Origin of the sequence: Hahella ganghwensis DSM 17046 (assembly GCF_000376785.1) — a bacterium.
Taxonomy (GTDB): Bacteria; Pseudomonadota; Gammaproteobacteria; order Pseudomonadales; family Oleiphilaceae; genus Hahella; species Hahella ganghwensis.
This window is the reverse complement of record NZ_AQXX01000117.1, coordinates 1-18,061: the sequence shown is the minus strand read 5'-3', so window position 1 is coordinate 18,061 and position 18,061 is coordinate 1. Positions and strand designations below refer to the sequence as shown.

Below are 18,061 nucleotides of genomic sequence, written 5' to 3'. Positions count from 1 at the left end.
ACTGATGTTAAGTGTACGCGGATTATCGATGCGCTTTGGTGGCCTGTTGGCGGTGAACGGTGTTTCTCTCGATGTCAATGAGCGGGAAATCATCTCCATCATAGGACCAAACGGCGCAGGAAAAACCACTGTATTTAACTGTATCAGCGGTTTTTATAAGCCCACTTCCGGCGATATCAAGTTTCAGGGCAAAGCCATTCAAGGCATGCCGGACTTCAAGATTTCACGTTTGGGAATGGTCAGAACCTTCCAGCACGTGCGTCTATTTAACAGCATGACGGTGATTGAAAACCTACTGGTAGCTCAGCATCGTCACGTTAATACCAACCTTTTATCAGGATTGCTGAAAACCCCTTCTTTCCGAAAGAAAGAAAGTGAGGCTATGGAGCGTGCAGCATATTGGTTGAAAAAGGTTGACCTTCTTCCTATGGCTAACAGAGAAGCAGGCAATCTGGCATACGGTCAGCAACGGCGTCTGGAAATTGCCCGCTGCATGGTAACAGAACCGGATATGCTGATGCTGGACGAGCCGGCAGCTGGCCTGAACCCCAAAGAAACTCGCGATCTGGACGAACTGATTGTCAGCCTGAAACATGACTACAACGTATCAGTACTGCTGATCGAGCACGATATGGGCTTGGTCATGGGCATTTCTGATCGAATTTACGTAGTTAGCCAGGGTACACCTTTGGCACAGGGAACACCGGATGAAATCAAATCAAATCCGGAAGTCATCAAGGCTTACCTGGGAGAAGAATAATGTTGTCATTTGAAAATATTCATACTCACTACGGTAAGATTGAAGCGCTTCACGGCATCAGCCTGAATGTTAATGAGGGTGAGATTGTCACACTGATCGGTGCCAATGGTGCCGGCAAGACCACCCTTCTGATGACCCTGTGCGGAGACCCGAGGGCTTCCAGCGGAAAAGTCATGTTCCGGGGAGAGGACATCACCCATAAGCCAACCGCAGACATCATGCGCAGTGGCATTGCCGTCGTTCCAGAAGGACGCCGCATATTCCCGGGCCTGACGGTCACTGAAAACCTGCATATGGGCGGCTTCTTTACTCCCAAGGAAGATTTTTACAAGACCCTGGACTATGTCTTTGAACTCTTCCCTAGACTCAAAGAGCGTCAAAGTCAGCGAGGAGGTACGATGTCCGGTGGTGAACAGCAGATGCTGGCTATCGGCAGAGCCTTAATGAGCCACCCCAAATTGCTGTTATTGGACGAGCCTTCACTGGGTCTGGCGCCGATTATTATCAATCAGATTTTCGACACCATTTCCCAATTGCGCGAGGAAGGCATGACCATATTTTTGGTTGAGCAGAACGCTAACCAGGCACTGAAGTTGGCTGATCGCGGCTATGTGCTTGAAAATGGTAAAGTTGTAATGGAAGATACCGGAGCTAACCTGCTGGTTAACGAAGACGTTCGCAAGGCATATCTCGGAGGTTAAGAGGCATCGGTTAAAGAACAAAATGTTGTTTATAGCCAATATGGCTTACTTGCGCTTTAGCCGAACTATTGCTTCAATGACTAAAGTCTAGTGCTCGAAGAGGACACTAGCGAGTATTTTCTGGCCTTGTTAATGCCAATCACGAAAAAAGAACTTAAGGAGACGAGAATGAAGAAACATTGGATAGCCGCTGCACTTGCTGTGTCTGTGTCAGGTTTCGCAGTTGCCGACGGTGGCCCAGGTTGTGGCGTGGGCTCCATGATTTTCAAAGGACAATCAGGTGTAGGACCTCACGTTCTGGCAGCAACTACTAACGGTACTCTTGGTAACCAGACTTTCGGTATGACCACCGGTACTCTAGGCTGTAATGCTAACCAGCCTGTAACCTCCATGGCATCAGTATTTGTTGATGAAAACATGGAAAAAGTCGCTCGCGACATGAGCCGTGGCAGCGGTGAGCACATTGAAACACTGGCGACCCTGATGAACATCGAAGGCGCTGATCGCGACCTGTTCAAGCAGACTGTTCAAACTAACTTTGATCAGATTTATACCAGCGATGAAATCACTTCCTCAGAAGTGATCAGCAACCTGGCTGAAATCATGGGTCAAGACCAAAGCCTGGCTAAATACCTGGGCTAACAGTACTTACCTGAAAAGGTTTACTGACATTTAATCGAAGAGGCGCTTTATGCGCCTCTTTTTTTGTCTGTACAATCCGCTATTTGTGTAATCTTTCATTTATAGAATTCGAAGTCTGATTATCTCCAGCAACTTTGAGTAATTTTTCTACAGTGCCAAGAAGGACCCTGAATTTGTTCACCCAGGTTACCACCCTTGCCCGATGCTTCATCATCAGCTTTTTGACTTTAATCCCGAGCCTGTCTCTGGCAGAAATTAATCTGGATGAAGATACACTGACATCTCTCGCCAGTTCGAAAGCCTGGTATAACCTTCTCCATTACCGGCAGGGAATATTTACCAATACCTTCAGGTCCCAGGCAGATGACCCACGCTTTTTCTATTCTCCTACCGGAGATCGTGATGCCAAAGACGAGCTGAAAGCATTTATTAAAGCAATTAACGACACCAATATATCGGTTGCTTCTGATTCTGTCTCTCCAGCCTGCCGCTTCCCTGCGAGATACCAATGGCTCAGAAAAGCCCTTGCGCCGACCCAAGCTCTCCCCAATACTTCATGTCCGGAACTTGAGGACTGGCTGCAACAACTGAATGCCGAACATATTACTCTGGTATTCGCTGCTTCTTATCTCAACAGTCCCTCCTCAATGTTCGGCCACACCTTCTTACGGGTAGACCCGGCCGGCATGGGAGCTGATAACCTCTTGCTGGCACGCACGATCAGCTATGCGGCCAATGCTGAAGCACATGATAACGAGTTGATGTTCGCATACAGAGGTATCTTCGGTGGCTATCCCGGCATTACAACAGTAGAGCCCTATTATCAGAAACTGAAGCTCTACAGTGACATTGAAAACCGAGACCTTTGGGAATACCGACTCGACCTCTCTTCAGAGGAAGTCAGAACACTACTTCTGCATACCTGGGAAATCAAAGATATCCGATTCGACTATTACTTCTTCGACGAGAACTGCGCATATCGACTGTTTACCCTTATTGATGTTGCAAGGCCTGGCATTGAACTGACTGACGCACTTCCCACACTAAGAGCCATACCCTCGGATACCGTGCGCGTGGTTGTTGATAAAGGCATTGTCAGCAACATTCAGTATCGCCCATCGACATCATCCATCATCAAATATCAACTTAACGAACTATCCCCTTCTCAAAAGGATGCTGTTGAAAGCTATCTGGAAATGGACTTTGACCTACCGGCCCCCATGTCGGATGAAGATCAGGCCAACAGTCTGGAAACTGCCTACGAGTTACAGCAATTCAGGACAATTGATGAAAAACTCCCCCGGGAAATCTCTGCGCCGGTATCTTTCGCTTTGCTGAAAAAGCGCGGAGAAATCAAATTACAGACAACCCCGAGATCTCCTCCAACTCCGGGGATTCGTGATGACGAGGGGCACGATACTCTAAGATTCGGCCTTTTCGGTGGCCAGTTTGGAGATAACCATTACGTCGCAGTTGAGTGGCGCCCCGCTTATCATGACCTGGACGACCCCCTGCCAGGATATCGAAAAGGAGCCCATCTTCAGTTTTTTAACACTCAGGCACGCTGGTACACACACAATAATGAGTTACAGCTGGAGCAATTTAAATTTGTTGAAATTATCTCCCTCACCCCCCGGGATCGGTTCTTCTCTCCATTGTCCTGGAAAGCGGGAGGTGGCGCGCGGAGATCCTGGATATCAGGCGAACAGAGGCACCTGTCGCCTTATGTGGATGGTTTTGCTGGCCTTACCTATCAGGTAGGTCCTGCTCTGGCGACCGCGGCACTGACAGCCTCAGCTGAGCCGTCTAAGCTATTACCGAGCGGAGGCATGCTGGAAGGCGGTGCTCTGATACAGACCAGTTACCAAAGTAAGAGTGTTCGGCTGCTCGTCTCGGCTGAGCAACGCTTCGATAGTTTAAATGATAATGAAGACCGTCGATTTGTTGAGGCAAAGTTGAGCTTCTCCATTAATGAGCATCATGCACTTCAACTCCGCATGACCGACATGCATTCTAAATATGACAGTGAAATGGATATTGGACTGGGCTGGTATGGTTATTTCTAACGCTCGATTATTAGCGAGCCTCTTAACAATACTGTTATTGACCGGATGTAGTAGCGTATTTTTTTATCCGGACCAGAAACAGTATTCATCACCCGAAGAACTAAACCCTGATTATCAAGCCTTGTTTCTGGATACGGAAGATGGCGGCCAAATTCATGCCTGGTGGTTGCCTGCCAAGACTAGACAAACCAAGGGTTCTGTATTGTTTTTTCATGGCAATGCTCAAAACCTATCCAGTCATGTTATTAATCTGGCCTGGCTAAACCAGTATGGATATAACCTTCTTATATTTGACTACAGAGGATTCGGCAAATCACCGGGAGCACCGACTGTCGATAAGTCCTTTCTGGATGCACAGGCCGCCTATGACTGGCTTAATGAAAGAGAAAGTGGATCCATTTTTATCGTAGGGCAAAGCCTTGGTGGGGCTCTCGCCAGTGGATTTGTCGCCCAACGACCTGCAGTGGCAGCTCAGATTAACGGTCTTATAATCGATGCCTCATTTGCCAGCTATCAAAGAATTGCCAGAGAAAAGCTCTCCGCCGCCTGGATCACCTGGGCTTTCCAATATCCACTAAGCTGGATAGTTATTTCAGGCCCAGATCCGGATGATAACCTGGCACAACTCAAGGGCCTTCCGAAATTCCTGATACACAGCACTCGTGATGAAGTGATTCCCTTCTCTCACGGCCAGGACCTTTACACAGCCTCCAGCCCTCCAAAATCCAGACTCATTACCGACACGCCACACGGGTATACTTTTATGGTGCGCTCAAATCAACAGGCCTTACTTGAATTCATGGCTGAATCACAAACAAAAAAGCCGCGATAAATCGCGGCTTTCTTTAACACCGAATACGATCAGGCAAACTGGGCTTTTTCTTCTTCGGTCACTTCCTTCATGGACAGTTTTACACGACCACGTGCATCAACATCCAACACCTTAACAACCACTTCCTGGCCTTCTTTCAGGTAATCAGTCACGTTCTCAACTCGCTCCTGCGCAATTTGAGAAATATGAACCAAACCATCTTTGCCAGGAAGAATGTTTACGAAGGCACCAAAGTCGACGATACGCTCAACCTTACCTTTGTAGACTTTGTTAACTTCCGCTTCTGCAGTAATTTCGGTGATGCGGTAGATAGCTTCATCAGCCGCCACTTTCGTTTCTGCATAGATCTTGATAGCGCCGTTGTCTTCGATATCGATAGAGGCACCAGTATCCTCACAGATAGAACGGATTGTCGCTCCACCCTTACCGATAACGTCACGAATCTTGTCAGGATCAATCTGGATGGAAACCATCTTCGGCGCGTTATCAGCCACATTCTCACGAGAAACAGAGATCACTTTATTCATTTCGCCAAGGATATGCAGTCGTGCATCCTGAGCCTGATTCAGTGCAGTTTCCATGATCTCTTCAGTAATACCATTAATCTTGATATCCATCTGAAGAGCGGTGAGGCCTTCGCTAGTACCAGCAACTTTGAAGTCCATATCACCCAGGTGATCTTCATCACCCAGAATGTCAGTCAAAACTGCAAAGTTTTCACCTTCTTTGACCAATCCCATTGCAATACCGGCGACAGGCGCTTTTAAAGGCACACCTGCGTCCATCAATGCAAGGCTGCTTCCGCAAACACTGGCCATAGAACTTGATCCGTTGGATTCTGTGATTTCAGAAACCACACGAACAACATATGGAAACTCTTCCTGATTCGGCATCATTGCCTGAACGCCACGACGCGCCAGACGACCATGACCGATTTCACGACGGCCAGTGGCACCAATACGTCCGGTTTCACCAACAGAATAAGGAGGGAAGTTATAGTGGAACAGGAATGGATCCTTACGTTCACCTTCCAATGCATCAATCAGTAAAGCATCACGCATTGTACCCAACGTAGCAGTTACGATTGCCTGAGTTTCCCCACGGGTAAACAGAGCAGAACCGTGAGCTCCAGGCAGCACACCAACTTCTACACTGATAGGACGAACTGTTTTTGAGTCACGACCATCAATACGAGGTTTGCCTTCAATAACGTTCTGACGAACGATATTTTTTTCTAGCTTGCTGAGGTACTTCTTCAATTCTTCAGCGTCGCACTGACCTTCTTCTTCTCCGACAAACTCTGCTTCTGCCTGTTGACGGATTTCACTCAGCTTACCATAGCGAACCTGCTTCTCACTGATGCCATATGCTTCGGTGATAGCGGCTGAATAGCGCTCTTTAAGTGCTTCAGCCAGAACAGTGTTGGGAGCCTCTGGCTGCCAGTCCCATTTCTCGGCACCAGCTTCCTGCGCAAATTCCTTGATCTCAGCAATGACACACTGCATTTCCTGATGCGCAAACAGCACAGCTCCCAGCATCTGATCTTCGGTCAGCTCTTTAGCTTCTGATTCAACCATCAAAACAGCTTCTTCAGTACCGGCAACAACCATATCCAGCCTGGATGATTCCAGAGCTGAGAAGCTGGGATTCAGCAAGTAGCCTTCTTCATCAGTATAGCCAACACGAGCTGCCGCCAGAGGACCGTTAAAAGGAATACCGGAAATTTCCAGTGCAGCAGCGGTACCGATAATAGAGGCAATATCGGGATCGTTCTCTTTATCAACAGACATCACAGTACAGAGAACCTGTACTTCGTTCATAAATCCGTCAGCGAACAATGGACGAATAGGACGGTCAATCAGACGGGAGGTCAGAGTTTCTTTTTCAGACGGGCGACCTTCACGCTTGAAATAACCACCAGGAATACGACCTGCTGCGTATGTTTTTTCCTGGTAATGAACAGACAATGGGAAAAAATCACGTCCGGCTTGCGGCTCTTTTTCACCAACAACAGTGACCAGGACAACAGTTTTGTCCATGGTTACCATCACTGCCCCTGTTGCCTGACGAGCTACACGTCCGGTTTCCAGGGTGATAGTGGAATTGCCATATTGAAATGTTTTTGTAACTGGGTTCACTTGGACTCCTTACGAGAATCACTTTGAGTAGTGATAATTTCGATATTTTAAAATTGTACCAATGCGGACATTGGTTTTTTGTGCTCGTACGAATGACAGATGTCAGGATTGCCAGTGCCAGATATTGCTATGTTCCAAGGTAACCTTTGATTTATTCGATTGTTCGACTGATAGTCTGCACTGACTTTCCGTACAGAACCGCTCATCGAATAAATCGGAGGCCCCTTATAGAACAACGGGGTCCCGACTTTCGCCGACACCCCGCTATCTTCAGCAATATCCTGACAATCTTATCGACGCAGACCTAACTTCTGAATCAGGTTTACGTAGCGATCAGCATCTTTGCCTTTCAGGTAGTCGAGCAATTTACGACGCTGGTTAACCATGCGAATCAAACCACGACGAGAATGGTGGTCGTGCTTGTTTGACTGGAAGTGACCTTGCAGCTTGTTGATATTATGAGTCAACAGAGCTACTTGAACTTCAGGAGAACCAGTATCACCTTCTTTAGTTTGAAATTCTTTCAGAATTTCCGCTTTTTCTACAGCTGACAAAGCCATATTACTATCTCCAAATATGCCTGGATTCGGTGCCGACCATGCATATTAACAGCCGGACCAACTAATGTATGTTCTCGTTATGGAAAAGACTTTTAGGCCAGATCCAATTTAAGAACATCTGTACTTAGCAAACGAACTGATCTTAGTTCATTTGCCAAATTCATTTCTCCCAATCCCAAGAACTGCCCATCGTTCTCACGATAGAGCCGAAGCACAACAGGAAATTTCCTTTCGGAATTCCCTAAGGCCAACAAGTCCGGAATTTCGGGAGGCGATATTTTAACCGTTTGGCCCCTGATAAGCGAGCCCGTATCCACTTGATTCAAGATTAATTTTGGAAAATCCTGCACTGCAGTATCTACCGGATGCAGAATTTTTTTGACCAAATCTTCTGAAGCCCTTTCATCAGTATCAAACATGGACCAAGATTGAGCATGCTCCAAGGAAAAAGGACCACATTTTGTCCGCCGCAATTCCACGACATGGGCACCACACCCAAGCTTTTCACCAATATCCTCAACCAGGTTCCTGATATAGGTCCCTTTGCTGCATTTGACTCGTAGAACAATATAGGGAATATCCAGCTCCAGCAATTCCAGCTCAAAGATATTTATCTTCCGCACCTTTCTCTCTACTTCCTTGCCTTTTCGGGCAAGTTTGTACAAAGGCACTCCCTTATGTTTGAGAGCCGAATACATAGAAGGCACCTGCTCAATCTCTCCCCGAAAATGATCAAGCACAACCTCAAGACTACCTGTATCGAGATCGGCAGGAATTTCTCTTTGATCCAACAACTCTCCTTCAGTATCGGAGGTTGTAGTCGTTTCACCTAGCTTAGCCCTGGTAACATATTCCTTGTCAGACTCAAGCAATATTTGGCTAAACTTGGTTGCCTCTCCAAAGCACAAAGGCAGTACGCCCGTAGCTAGAGGATCAAGAGCCCCCGTATGGCCAGCCTTTTGGGCATACAGTGACCAGCGGACTTTCTGCAGTGCAGCATTTGAAGTGATGCCCAGAGGTTTGTCCAAAACGACAACCCCATGGACAGGAAGACCTTTGCGACGTTTCGCCATTTACCGATTACCTGCGAATTTATTACTGTAGAGCGTACGCAAAGTTGATGGAGTGAGAGTTATTGCTGGGATTCGTCTTCAGACTTTTCATCAGCATTAGCTACAGGACGGCCGTCTTTAACTCTCGCCTGTTGGATGAGTTCACCCAACCGCTGAGCCTGACCAATAGTCTCATCGTAGTGGAAACGCAATTGAGGCATTACCCGCAACTTGATAGCCCTACCAAGCTCCGCACGCAAAAAACCTGCGGCCTGCTTGAGAACCTTTAACGACTCTTCCGTAGCTGTTTTATCATCGACATCCCTGACATTAAGAACTGTGACATAAATATCGGCGTAAGACAGATCTTTACTGACCTTCACCATATTAATCGTCACCATCCCCAATCTGGGATCTTTAAGCTCCCGCTGAATCAACTGAGCCAGATCTTTTTGGATCTGGTCGGCTATACGATCCAGGCGACTAAATTCACGCGCCATAAAAATACCTTAAATGGCCGGAGAATTTTATTCTCCGGCCTATATTGCCCTAGGGTACGGGTTAAAGTGAGCGCTCAACCCGGACACGATCAAATACTTCGATCACGTCGCCTACTTTTACTTCGTAGTTGCGAACCCCGATACCACACTCTGTACCAGAACGCACTTCACCAACATCATCTTTAAATCGACGTAGAGAATCCAGCTCACCTTCGAAGATAACGATGTTGTCTCGCAGTACACGTATAGGCTTATTCCGGTAAACCACTCCTTCAGTGACCATACAACCAGCCACTTGCCCAAACTTGGGACTCTTGAAGGTGTCACGAACTTCTGCGGTTCCTACAATGTCTTCGCGGTATTCTGGCGCAAGCATACCTGTCAGAGCTTTCTTCACATCATCAATGATGTTGTAGATAACACTGTAGTAACGCAGTTCGATGCCTTCTTTCTCAATAATCTTCCTGGCAGATGCGTCAGCACGGACATTAAAACCGATGACTATGGCGCTGGTAGAAAGTGCCAGGTTAGCATCTGTTTCAGTGATACCACCGACACCACTGGCGACTATTTTCACCTGCACTTCTTCGTTGCCCAAATCATTCAAGGCTGCAGACAAAGCTTCCAAAGACCCACGAACGTCAGTTTTGACAATAAGGTTGAGTTCTTTAACTTCGCCTTTACCCATACTCTCGAAGAGATTTTCAAGGTTAGCAGTCTGCTGGCGTTGCAATCTGGTATGACGTTCTTTACTGGCACGGAATTCCGCCACTTCACGAGCTTTCTTCTCATCACCTACGACAAAGAATTCGTCACCGGCATCAGGAGTACCATTCAAACCAAGAATTTCCACGGGAATGGAGGGCCCGGCTTCTCGCACTTGCTTCCCATTCTCATCAATCATGGCACGAACGCGACCGTAGCAATCACCGGCTAGAACGATATCGCCCTGATTAAGAGTTCCGTTCTGTACCAAAACAGTTGCTACCGATCCACGCCCCTTATCCAAACTGGACTCGATGACGACACCCTTGGCAGGTGCATTCGGTACAGCACTGAGCTCAAGCATTTCAGCCTGTAGAAGAACAGCTTCAAGCAGCTCGTCGATACCTTGACCAGTGTGAGCAGAAACAGGCACAAACTGGATATCACCACCCCAGTCTTCAGGGATAACATCCAAGGCACCCAGTTCACTCTTCACACGATCCGGATCGGCTTCTTCCTTATCCATTTTGTTAACCGCAACAACCAGAGGAACTCCTGCGCTCTTCGCGTGTTGGACAGCTTCCTCTGTCTGAGGCATTACACCATCATCGGCTGCAACAACCAGAATAACGATATCAGTACACTGCGCACCCCTTGCCCGCATTGCGGTAAACGCTGCGTGCCCTGGAGTATCCAGAAACGACACCATACCCTTAGGAGTATCCACATGGTATGCACCGATATGCTGGGTAATACCACCGGACTCGCCTGCGGCAACTTTCGCCCGGCGGATATAATCCAGCAGGGAAGTTTTACCATGGTCAACATGGCCCATTACACTAACCACTGGTGCTCTGGTAGTAGATTCCCCTTCATAGGAAATGGAATCCAGAACTTCTGTCTCTACCGCATCTTCCTGCAGTAGTTTCACCTTATGTCCCATTTCCTCAGCAACCAGTTGTGCCACATCCTGGTCTATTGGCTGGTTGATTGTCGCCATGACGCCCATTGACATGAGTTTCTTGACAACCTCAACCCCCTTCACCGACATTTTTTGCGCCAGCTCAGATACAGTAATAGTTTCCGGAATAACAACCTCTCTTACAATTGGCCCTGAAGACTTGTCCACAGGCCCCTTGTGTTTCTTACGTTTTTGACGAACCCTTCTGGGAGCCGCAAGTGTTTGCTCTTCAAGCTCTTCTTCCAGACCATCATCAACAGCAACAGCTTTCACTTTTGGCTTTTGAGGAACCGGCTTGGGTTTATGCTTTTCGCGACGCTTGATCTCTTCAGCATCCAGCTCGCGCCCTTCTGATTCCTCTTTATGCCGGCGATGCTTACTTTTCTTCTCGCCCTTATCATCCGCAGAACCATCACCCTCTTCGGCATCTTCCTTGCTCTCAGCCGGAGTTTCAGTTTTCTCTTCCGCGCTTTCAGCCACATCAGGAGCTGTAGTTTCTTCTGTTTTCAGAGTCTCCTTGCTGACATCCTTATCTTCCTCTTTTGCCACTACCTCAGCCTCTTCCTTGAGTTCTTCTGTGGACTTCGGCTCTTCAGCAGTTTTTGCTTCCTCTGCGGCCTTGGCAGCAGCTTCCGCCGCCGCTTTTTCTTCAGCTTCTCTTGCTTCAGCCTCTGCTCGAACAGCTTCTTCCTTCACTGCTTCCGCATCAGGTGATACTTCACTACGCTTTATGTAGGTCCGCTTCTTGCGCACTTCTACATTAACCGAACGATTTTGCCCGGCTTTTAAAGTAGTGGTGGTTTTACGCTTTAATGTAATTTTCTTTGGCTCAGCCGAGGATTCGCCATGACTTTCTTTCAAAAAAGCCAGCAGTTGCTGCTTTTCATCATCAGTCACTAAATCCTTCTCGCTCCGCTGGTTTAAACCCGCATCTTCAATCTGCTTTAGCAGACGATCCACGGGAGCACCAACATCCCGGGCAAGCTGTTCTACTGTAACTTCTGCCATGCTTGTCTCCTGTCTCCCGTTTATCTTACTGCTGATCTTCGAACCAGGGTTTACGTGCTGTCATAATTAACTGTGCAGCCCGCTCTTCATTTACCCCTTCGATATCCAGGAGATCATCTACTGCCTGTTCTGCCAGATCTTCCATTGTTGTAATTCCTTTGCTGGCCAAGACAAACGCCAAGTGCTTGTCCATACCTTCCATAGTCAGAAGGTCTTCGGCAGGCTCAGACTTTTCCAACTGTTCTTCACTGGCGAGGGCCTGGTTAACCAATACATTTTTGGCTCTCTTACGTAGCTCAGAAACCAAGTCCTCATCAAAACCTTCAATTGCGAGCATCTCTTCCATCGGCACATAGGCCACCTCTTCCAAAGAGGTAAAACCTTCCGACACCAGGAACTCAGCCAATTCTTCGTCGACATCAAGTTGATCAACGAAATTCTGGACAAATTTCCCGAATTCTTCTTCCTGCTGCTTACCTGCTTCTTCCTCGGTCATCACATTGATGTCCCAGCCTGTCAACTCAGCAGCTAGTTTCACGTTCTGACCACTTCGGCCGATAGCCATTGCCAAGTTGTCTTCAGATACAGCAACATCCATTGTATGGGTATCTTCATCAATAATGATGGATGCCACTTCTGCCGGAGCCATAGCATTGATAACCAACTGAGCAGGGTTATCGTCCCACAGCACGATATCGATTCTCTCGTTACCCAACTCTCCGGAAACAGCCTGAACCCTGGATCCCCTCATACCAACACAGGCACCAACCGGATCAATTCTGCCGTCATTGGTTTTAACTGCTATTTTCGCTCTGGAACCGGGGTCCCGTGCTGCAGCCTTAATCTCGATGACCTCTTCGGCGATTTCCGGAACTTCAATCCGGAACAGCTCCATCAGCATTTGAGGACTGGAACGACTCAGCATCAACTGAGGACCACGGTTATCAATTCGGATCTCGAGAAGTAAAGCCCGAACTCTGTCACCTACACGAAAAGTCTCACGACCAATCAACTGATCCTTAGGCAGCAGGGCTTCTGCATTATTTCCCAAGTCTACAATAATATTATCCCGGGTCACTTTCTTGATAGAGCCGTTAACCAGATCGCCAACACGCTCTCGATAGCTGTCAACAATTTTGCTGCGCTCAGCTTCCCGTACTTTTTGAACGATTATCTGCTTAGCAGCCTGGGCACCAATTCGACCAAAAGCTGCTGCTTCAACTTCTTCTTCATGGATATCACCAGGCTGCAATTCAGAACTAATCTCTTCAGCTTCCTGAAAGGTCAGCTCTGTACCGAGGGCCGGCACTGCATCGTTATCGACGACCAGCCACCTGCGAAAGGCTCTGTACTCACCGGTTTTACGATCAATATCGACACGAATATCGGCTTCTTCGTCCTCGTAACGCTTTTTGGTCGCGGTCGCCAATGCAAGCTCAATCGCTTCAAAGATGACCTCTTTATCAACGCCCTTTTCGTTTGAGACGGCTTCAACAACCAATAAAATTTCTTTACTCATTTTTACCCCGTATCCCCATCAATACTGCGGCACAATATTCGCTTTATCGATAACTTCCAGTGGGAAGGTGAACTCTTCATCGTCCACCCGCATTACTACTTCAGAATTCTCTACTGCGGTGAGAGTCCCCTTATACTTGCGCCGCCCATTAAAAGGCGTCTGTAAGCGAACTTCTATGACTGATCCAACGTAAGCTTTGTAGTGACTTTCCTCAAACAAAGGCCGATCCCAGCCCGGTGAGGATACTTCGAGTGTATATTCGCCAGAAATCGGATCTTCGACGTCCATTACTGCACTTACTTGTCGACTAACTGCTTCGCAGTCTTCAACAGTAATGCCTTCTTCCTTATCTATAAAAACACGCAAGACACTTCTTCGCCCCTGCGCCAGATATTCTATCCCCCAAAAGAGATAGCCTAAACCTTCGACAACAGGTCGCAACAATTCGATCAGCCGATCTTGTCGTGCCAAAAAGACCTCCATCAGCTTAAATAGCTGAAAACTCAAACAAAAAATGGGCCTAAAGCCCATCCTGAACGCTGTTTTTTTTAACAGCTAATAAAAAACCCCTTCTAAAAGGGGTTTTTACAACATGCTTCCCACAGGAACAGCGCGACAAATTATATAGGCTACGCTCAAATCAGGCAACGCCTGAGCGGGGATACATCAGGCGCAATGCGCCTGTATTCAAAAGATGGTGCCGAAGGCCGGACTTGAACCGGCACGACCAGAGGTCACTACCCCCTCAAGATAGCGTGTCTACCAATTTCACCACTTCGGCAATTCTATTAACGACCAGCCTGAACTGAGTCGCTTATTCTAAAACCGGCTTACTTTCGTCAGCCGCGTTTTCTTCAGCAGGAGGAGCTGTCGCCTCATCCAGCGCAGGAACTTCCTGCTCTGGCGCACTCTCGATCACCTGCGGAATAAAATCCTGTTGCGCAATATTCTCAGATTTTTGCTTGGCAAAAAAAGCAAGCGCAAAACTGCTAATAAAAAACACTATAGCCAAAAAGGATGTCATTTTGGTCAAGAAGTTGCCACTACCCTGAGACCCGAAAAGTGTCTGGGAAGCGCCTGCACCAAATGCAGCACCCATGTCGGCCCCTTTACCTTGCTGCAGCAGCACCAGACCGATCACACCTACGGCGACAATCACATGTACCACCACAACCAGAGTTTCGATCAACTCCATTACACATCCACCTTAATTACCCGCCGCAGAAACAATTGCGGCAAATTCTTCGGCCTTCAATGACGCACCACCTACCAGCGCACCATCAATATCCTCTTGCTCGAATAGCTCTTCAGCATTTGAGGCCTTCACACTGCCGCCGTACAAAATTACGACTTTCTCAGCGACATCACCGCAAACTGTCCGAATATGAGCCCTAAGCACTTTATGCATCGCCTGAGCGTCTTCTGCTGAAGCAGTTTTACCGGTACCGATAGCCCATACTGGTTCGTACGCTATCACCCACCGCTCATCAACTTTCACTTCAGCCATGGCGCCGTCCAACTGCTCGATACAAACAGTTTCAGCACGCCCATTCTCCCGCTCATCAAGCGTCTCACCAACACACACAATCGGCCTGAGGCCAGCGGCTAAAACTTTCGACACTTTAGCCGCAACATCCTCATTACGCTCACCGAACAATGCACGTCTTTCGGAGTGCCCAATAATGACCCACTCGACACCAACTTCCTTTAGCATTTCTGCCGTCACTTCTCCAGTGAAGGCTCCGCTATTATAGGCCGAACAGTTCTGAGCCCCAACTTCGATCCTGCTTCCTTTCAAGTCTTCAACAACACTTGAGAGGTACGCAAAAGGAGGACTAACCAATACGTTCACATCAGGCCCAATGGAACACTCTTTAAGAGCACTCAACAGAGACTTGTTTGACACCAAGCTACCGTTGGACTTCCAGTTTCCAGCCACCAATTTTGAACGCATTTTATCTCCCAGATCGCAGCGAGGCGCAAATACTACCGAAAGTAGTATCAAGATACAAGCGGATTATCTCAATCTACCAACATATAAAAACGAGACAAAACAGACTTTAAACAGCCTTCTCAACGGCCTTGGCCAGCTCCTGAGTTACGGCAACAACCAGGCCTTCGTCTTCCCCCTCTGCCATCACTCGTATCACAGGCTCGGTTCCCGAGGGCCGCAACAGAACACGTCCTTTGCCAGCCAACTGTTCTTCAGCTACCTTAACTGCCGCTTGGATTGAATCAATCTCCACATCAACCTTATTTGCGACACGCACATTGATCATATGCTGAGGTAACTTAGCCATTCCCTGTTTGAGCTCATTCAGAGATTTTTCCTGACTAACCATTGCAACCAGCACCTGAAGAGCAGAGATAACCCCATCACCAGTGGTTGTACAATCCAGACAAACAATATGACCAGACCCCTCTCCCCCCAGGGCCCACTGATTCTTCTGGAGCATTTCCATAACATAACGGTCGCCCACTTTTGCCCTGACAAAAGGAATCCCCAGCTTCTGAAAGGCCAGCTCCGCACCAAAATTAGTCATCAAGGTTCCGACGACACCGCCACTAAGCCTCCCCTTATCCTGCTTATCTCTGGCGATAACGAAGATCAACTCATCTCCATCAACGATTTCGCCTTTGTGGTCCACCATAACCACTCGATCGCCGTCACCATCAAATGCAATACCAAGATCCGCCCCACTTTCCAGCACTTTCGCCGCCAACGCTTCAGGGTGCGTTGAACCAACCTGATGATTTATATTCAAACCGTCAGGACTGACCCCCATGGTTTCAACTTTGGCTCCAAGCTCCCTGAATACACTAGGCGCCACTTGGTACGTTGCCCCGTCAGCACAATCCAAAACGATCTTCAATCCTGACAGTGAAATATTAAAGGGCACTGTACTCTTACAAAATTCGATATATCGACCTTTTGCGTCTTCAAATCTTGCCGCCTTACCCAGCATACTGGAGTCACATACCTGCATGGGCTGACGGAGGTAATCTTCTATCTGCAGCTCCACTTCATCAGGTAGCTTGGTCCCTTGCGCGGAAAAGAATTTAACCCCGTTATCGTAATGAGGATTGTGGGAAGCACTGATCACGATACCAGCACAGGCCCGAAAAGTTCTCGTTAGATACGCTATAGCCGGAGTAGGCATAGGCCCCAACATTGCTACATCAACTCCAGCGGCCGCCAACCCGGATTCCAAGGCAGACTCAAACATGTAGCCGGATATGCGAGTATCCTTACCAATCAAAACCCTGTTTCGCTTTCCTTCCTGCCGAAAAACCTTTCCAGCTGCCCACCCAAGCTTCAGCATAAACTCAGGCGTAATCACTCCTTCACCAACTTTGCCACGAATACCATCGGTACCAAAAAACTCTTTACCCACTTACCACCTCGTCATAATTCTATTCGCTTCGCGACCTCCGGACAGCTGCCGCCACTTTAATTGCGTCCACTGTCGCTGCAACGTCATGCGCCCTAACTATATGAGCGCCATTATACACAGCCAATGCGGCAGCAGAGAGACTCGCTGACAACCTTTCTCCAACTTCCCGCCCAGTTATCGCTCCCAGCATACTCTTACGTGAAATTCCCGCTAGAACCGGAAACCCTAAAGCCACAAAGTCCGCAATTCGATCCAGAAGGCGAAGATTATGCTCCAGCGTCTTACCAAAACCAAAACCAGGATCAATGACGAGCTTCTCTTTGGGCACTCCAGCCGCTCTAAGCTCATCAACTCTTTCCAGCAAATATTTTTTCACGTCCTCGACGGGATCAACATAGCGTGGATCATCCTGCATTGTCTGAGGAGTGCCGCGCATATGCATAAGACATATAGGCACTCCAACTTCTGCGGCCACAGAAACAGCCCCTTCTCTCTCCAGGGCCCTCACATCATTTATCATGCCTGCGCCAAGCCCGACCCCTTCGCGCATAACTGCCGGAGTACTGGTGTCCAGCGAAACAATGACATCCAGCTCACGACAAATTGCCTCAACCACAGGACAAACCCTATTCAACTCCTCTAATTCTGAAACAACGGCAGCCCCCGGCCGGGTCGATTCACCACCGACATCAATAAATGCAGCCCCCTCTTCGACCATTTTTTCAGCTTGCCGAAGAGCTGCATCAACCCGATTGAAACGACCACCATCAGAAAAAGAATCAGGGGTAACATTCAATACTCCCATCACACAAGGATCGGATAAGCCTAGAGTTTTATGGGGAAATTCTATTTGCATGAAACCGTCACCAATACAAGAAAAAATAAATTCAGTGTAGCGCCACAAATAAAAAGACCCGGACATACCGCAATGCTGTTCACTTAAGAGGAGCAGCATTGCGATCTACTGGATATCGGGTCTTTGATATCTTAACCGTCCGAGGTGTCGTAGGCCTCGGACGCCTCTCCAAAAACAGACTACTAATTCCCGATCTTAACTCTGACAAGCGCCGACCTGTTCCAGATATCGGATTGGAAGCCGCCATCACAATTAACTGAACAGCAATATAATCACACACTGGTTTGAAGCGAATGTCAGACGGGGCTCGATCAAAGCTTACCGCCGCAATCGATGCTTCTCGCCTTATGATGTTGTAGCACAGCA

General features: G+C 47.9%; 16 protein-coding genes, 1 tRNA gene and 1 pseudogene. 5 read left to right on the top strand and 13 right to left on the bottom strand.

Translation table 11 applies throughout. The features are described from left to right. Nucleotides 1-4 precede the first annotated feature (4 nt). The 5 genes from livG (at nt 5) to F566_RS0114585 (ending at nt 5,001) form a co-directional block, all read left to right on the top strand. Nucleotides 5-760 carry a high-affinity branched-chain amino acid ABC transporter ATP-binding protein LivG gene (gene livG / locus F566_RS0114605; RefSeq protein WP_026180021.1) on the top strand — a complete coding sequence of 252 codons (756 nt, stop codon included), beginning with the start codon at nt 5-7 and terminating at the stop codon, nt 758-760. Next, entirely contained in the window at nt 760-1,461 is a 702-nt protein-coding gene (locus tag F566_RS0114600) for an ABC transporter ATP-binding protein (protein WP_020407743.1), read from the top strand. Before livG ends, F566_RS0114600 begins: the two co-directional genes overlap by 1 nt. 168 nt (nt 1,462-1,629) lie before the next feature. Beyond that, nucleotides 1,630-2,103: a DUF3015 domain-containing protein gene (locus F566_RS0114595; RefSeq protein WP_020407742.1), complete on the top strand. Its 474-nt coding sequence runs from the start codon at nt 1,630-1,632 to the stop codon at nt 2,101-2,103. A 173-nt stretch (nt 2,104-2,276) separates the two neighbouring features. Further along, on the top strand, nt 2,277-4,169 hold the full coding sequence (locus F566_RS32980) for an Lnb N-terminal periplasmic domain-containing protein (RefSeq protein WP_020407741.1): 1,893 nt from the start codon (nt 2,277-2,279) through the stop codon (nt 4,167-4,169). Beyond that, the gene (locus F566_RS0114585; RefSeq protein WP_020407740.1) at nt 4,156-5,001 is read left to right on the top strand and encodes an alpha/beta hydrolase; all 846 of its coding nucleotides are present in this window, start codon (nt 4,156-4,158) and stop codon (nt 4,999-5,001) included. Before F566_RS32980 ends, F566_RS0114585 begins: the two co-directional genes overlap by 14 nt. Nucleotides 5,002-5,030: 29 nt before the next feature. Here F566_RS0114585 and pnp read toward each other — a convergent pair whose 3' ends face one another. From pnp to F566_RS36345, 13 genes and pseudogenes are all read right to left on the bottom strand, one after another. Further along, complete coding sequence (pnp, locus tag F566_RS0114580; protein WP_020407739.1) at nt 5,031-7,139, bottom strand: polyribonucleotide nucleotidyltransferase; 2,109 nt, start codon at nt 7,137-7,139, stop codon at nt 5,031-5,033. A gap of 290 nt (nt 7,140-7,429) precedes the next feature. Next, complete coding sequence (gene rpsO, locus F566_RS0114575) at nt 7,430-7,699, bottom strand: 30S ribosomal protein S15 (RefSeq protein WP_020407738.1); 270 nt, start codon at nt 7,697-7,699, stop codon at nt 7,430-7,432. A 92-nt stretch (nt 7,700-7,791) separates the two neighbouring features. Continuing rightward, nucleotides 7,792-8,772 carry a tRNA pseudouridine(55) synthase TruB gene (truB, locus tag F566_RS0114570; protein ID WP_020407737.1) on the bottom strand — a complete coding sequence of 327 codons (981 nt, stop codon included), beginning with the start codon at nt 8,770-8,772 and terminating at the stop codon, nt 7,792-7,794. A 59-nt stretch (nt 8,773-8,831) separates the two neighbouring features. Next, nucleotides 8,832-9,251, bottom strand: coding sequence for a 30S ribosome-binding factor RbfA (rbfA, locus tag F566_RS0114565; RefSeq protein WP_020407736.1), 420 nt, complete (start codon nt 9,249-9,251; stop codon nt 8,832-8,834). A 61-nt stretch (nt 9,252-9,312) separates the two neighbouring features. Beyond that, nucleotides 9,313-11,925 carry a translation initiation factor IF-2 gene (gene infB / locus F566_RS0114560; protein ID WP_020407735.1) on the bottom strand — a complete coding sequence of 871 codons (2,613 nt, stop codon included), beginning with the start codon at nt 11,923-11,925 and terminating at the stop codon, nt 9,313-9,315. 25 nt (nt 11,926-11,950) lie between these two features. After that, a complete protein-coding gene (gene nusA, locus F566_RS0114555; RefSeq protein ID WP_020407734.1) occupies nt 11,951-13,444 on the bottom strand; it encodes a transcription termination factor NusA in 1,494 nt (497 codons plus the stop codon). 18 nt (nt 13,445-13,462) lie between these two features. Further along, nucleotides 13,463-13,915: a ribosome maturation factor RimP gene (rimP, locus tag F566_RS0114550; protein ID WP_026180020.1), complete on the bottom strand. Its 453-nt coding sequence runs from the start codon at nt 13,913-13,915 to the stop codon at nt 13,463-13,465. 224 nt (nt 13,916-14,139) lie between these two features. After that, nucleotides 14,140-14,225, bottom strand: a tRNA-Leu gene (locus tag F566_RS0114545). Nucleotides 14,226-14,258: 33 nt separating this feature from the next. After that, on the bottom strand, nt 14,259-14,639 hold the full coding sequence (secG, locus tag F566_RS0114540) for a preprotein translocase subunit SecG (protein ID WP_020407732.1): 381 nt from the start codon (nt 14,637-14,639) through the stop codon (nt 14,259-14,261). Between the two features lie 12 nt (nt 14,640-14,651). Beyond that, nucleotides 14,652-15,398 carry a triose-phosphate isomerase gene (gene tpiA / locus F566_RS0114535; RefSeq protein ID WP_020407731.1) on the bottom strand — a complete coding sequence of 249 codons (747 nt, stop codon included), beginning with the start codon at nt 15,396-15,398 and terminating at the stop codon, nt 14,652-14,654. Nucleotides 15,399-15,504: 106 nt separating this feature from the next. Further along, complete coding sequence (glmM, locus tag F566_RS0114530) at nt 15,505-16,839, bottom strand: phosphoglucosamine mutase (protein WP_020407730.1); 1,335 nt, start codon at nt 16,837-16,839, stop codon at nt 15,505-15,507. A gap of 19 nt (nt 16,840-16,858) precedes the next feature. Beyond that, nucleotides 16,859-17,695: a dihydropteroate synthase gene (folP, locus tag F566_RS0114525; RefSeq protein WP_026180019.1), complete on the bottom strand. Its 837-nt coding sequence runs from the start codon at nt 17,693-17,695 to the stop codon at nt 16,859-16,861. A gap of 79 nt (nt 17,696-17,774) precedes the next feature. Further along, nucleotides 17,775-18,061 (bottom strand): annotated as a pseudogene (locus F566_RS36345) (IS4 family transposase); the annotation flags it as partial.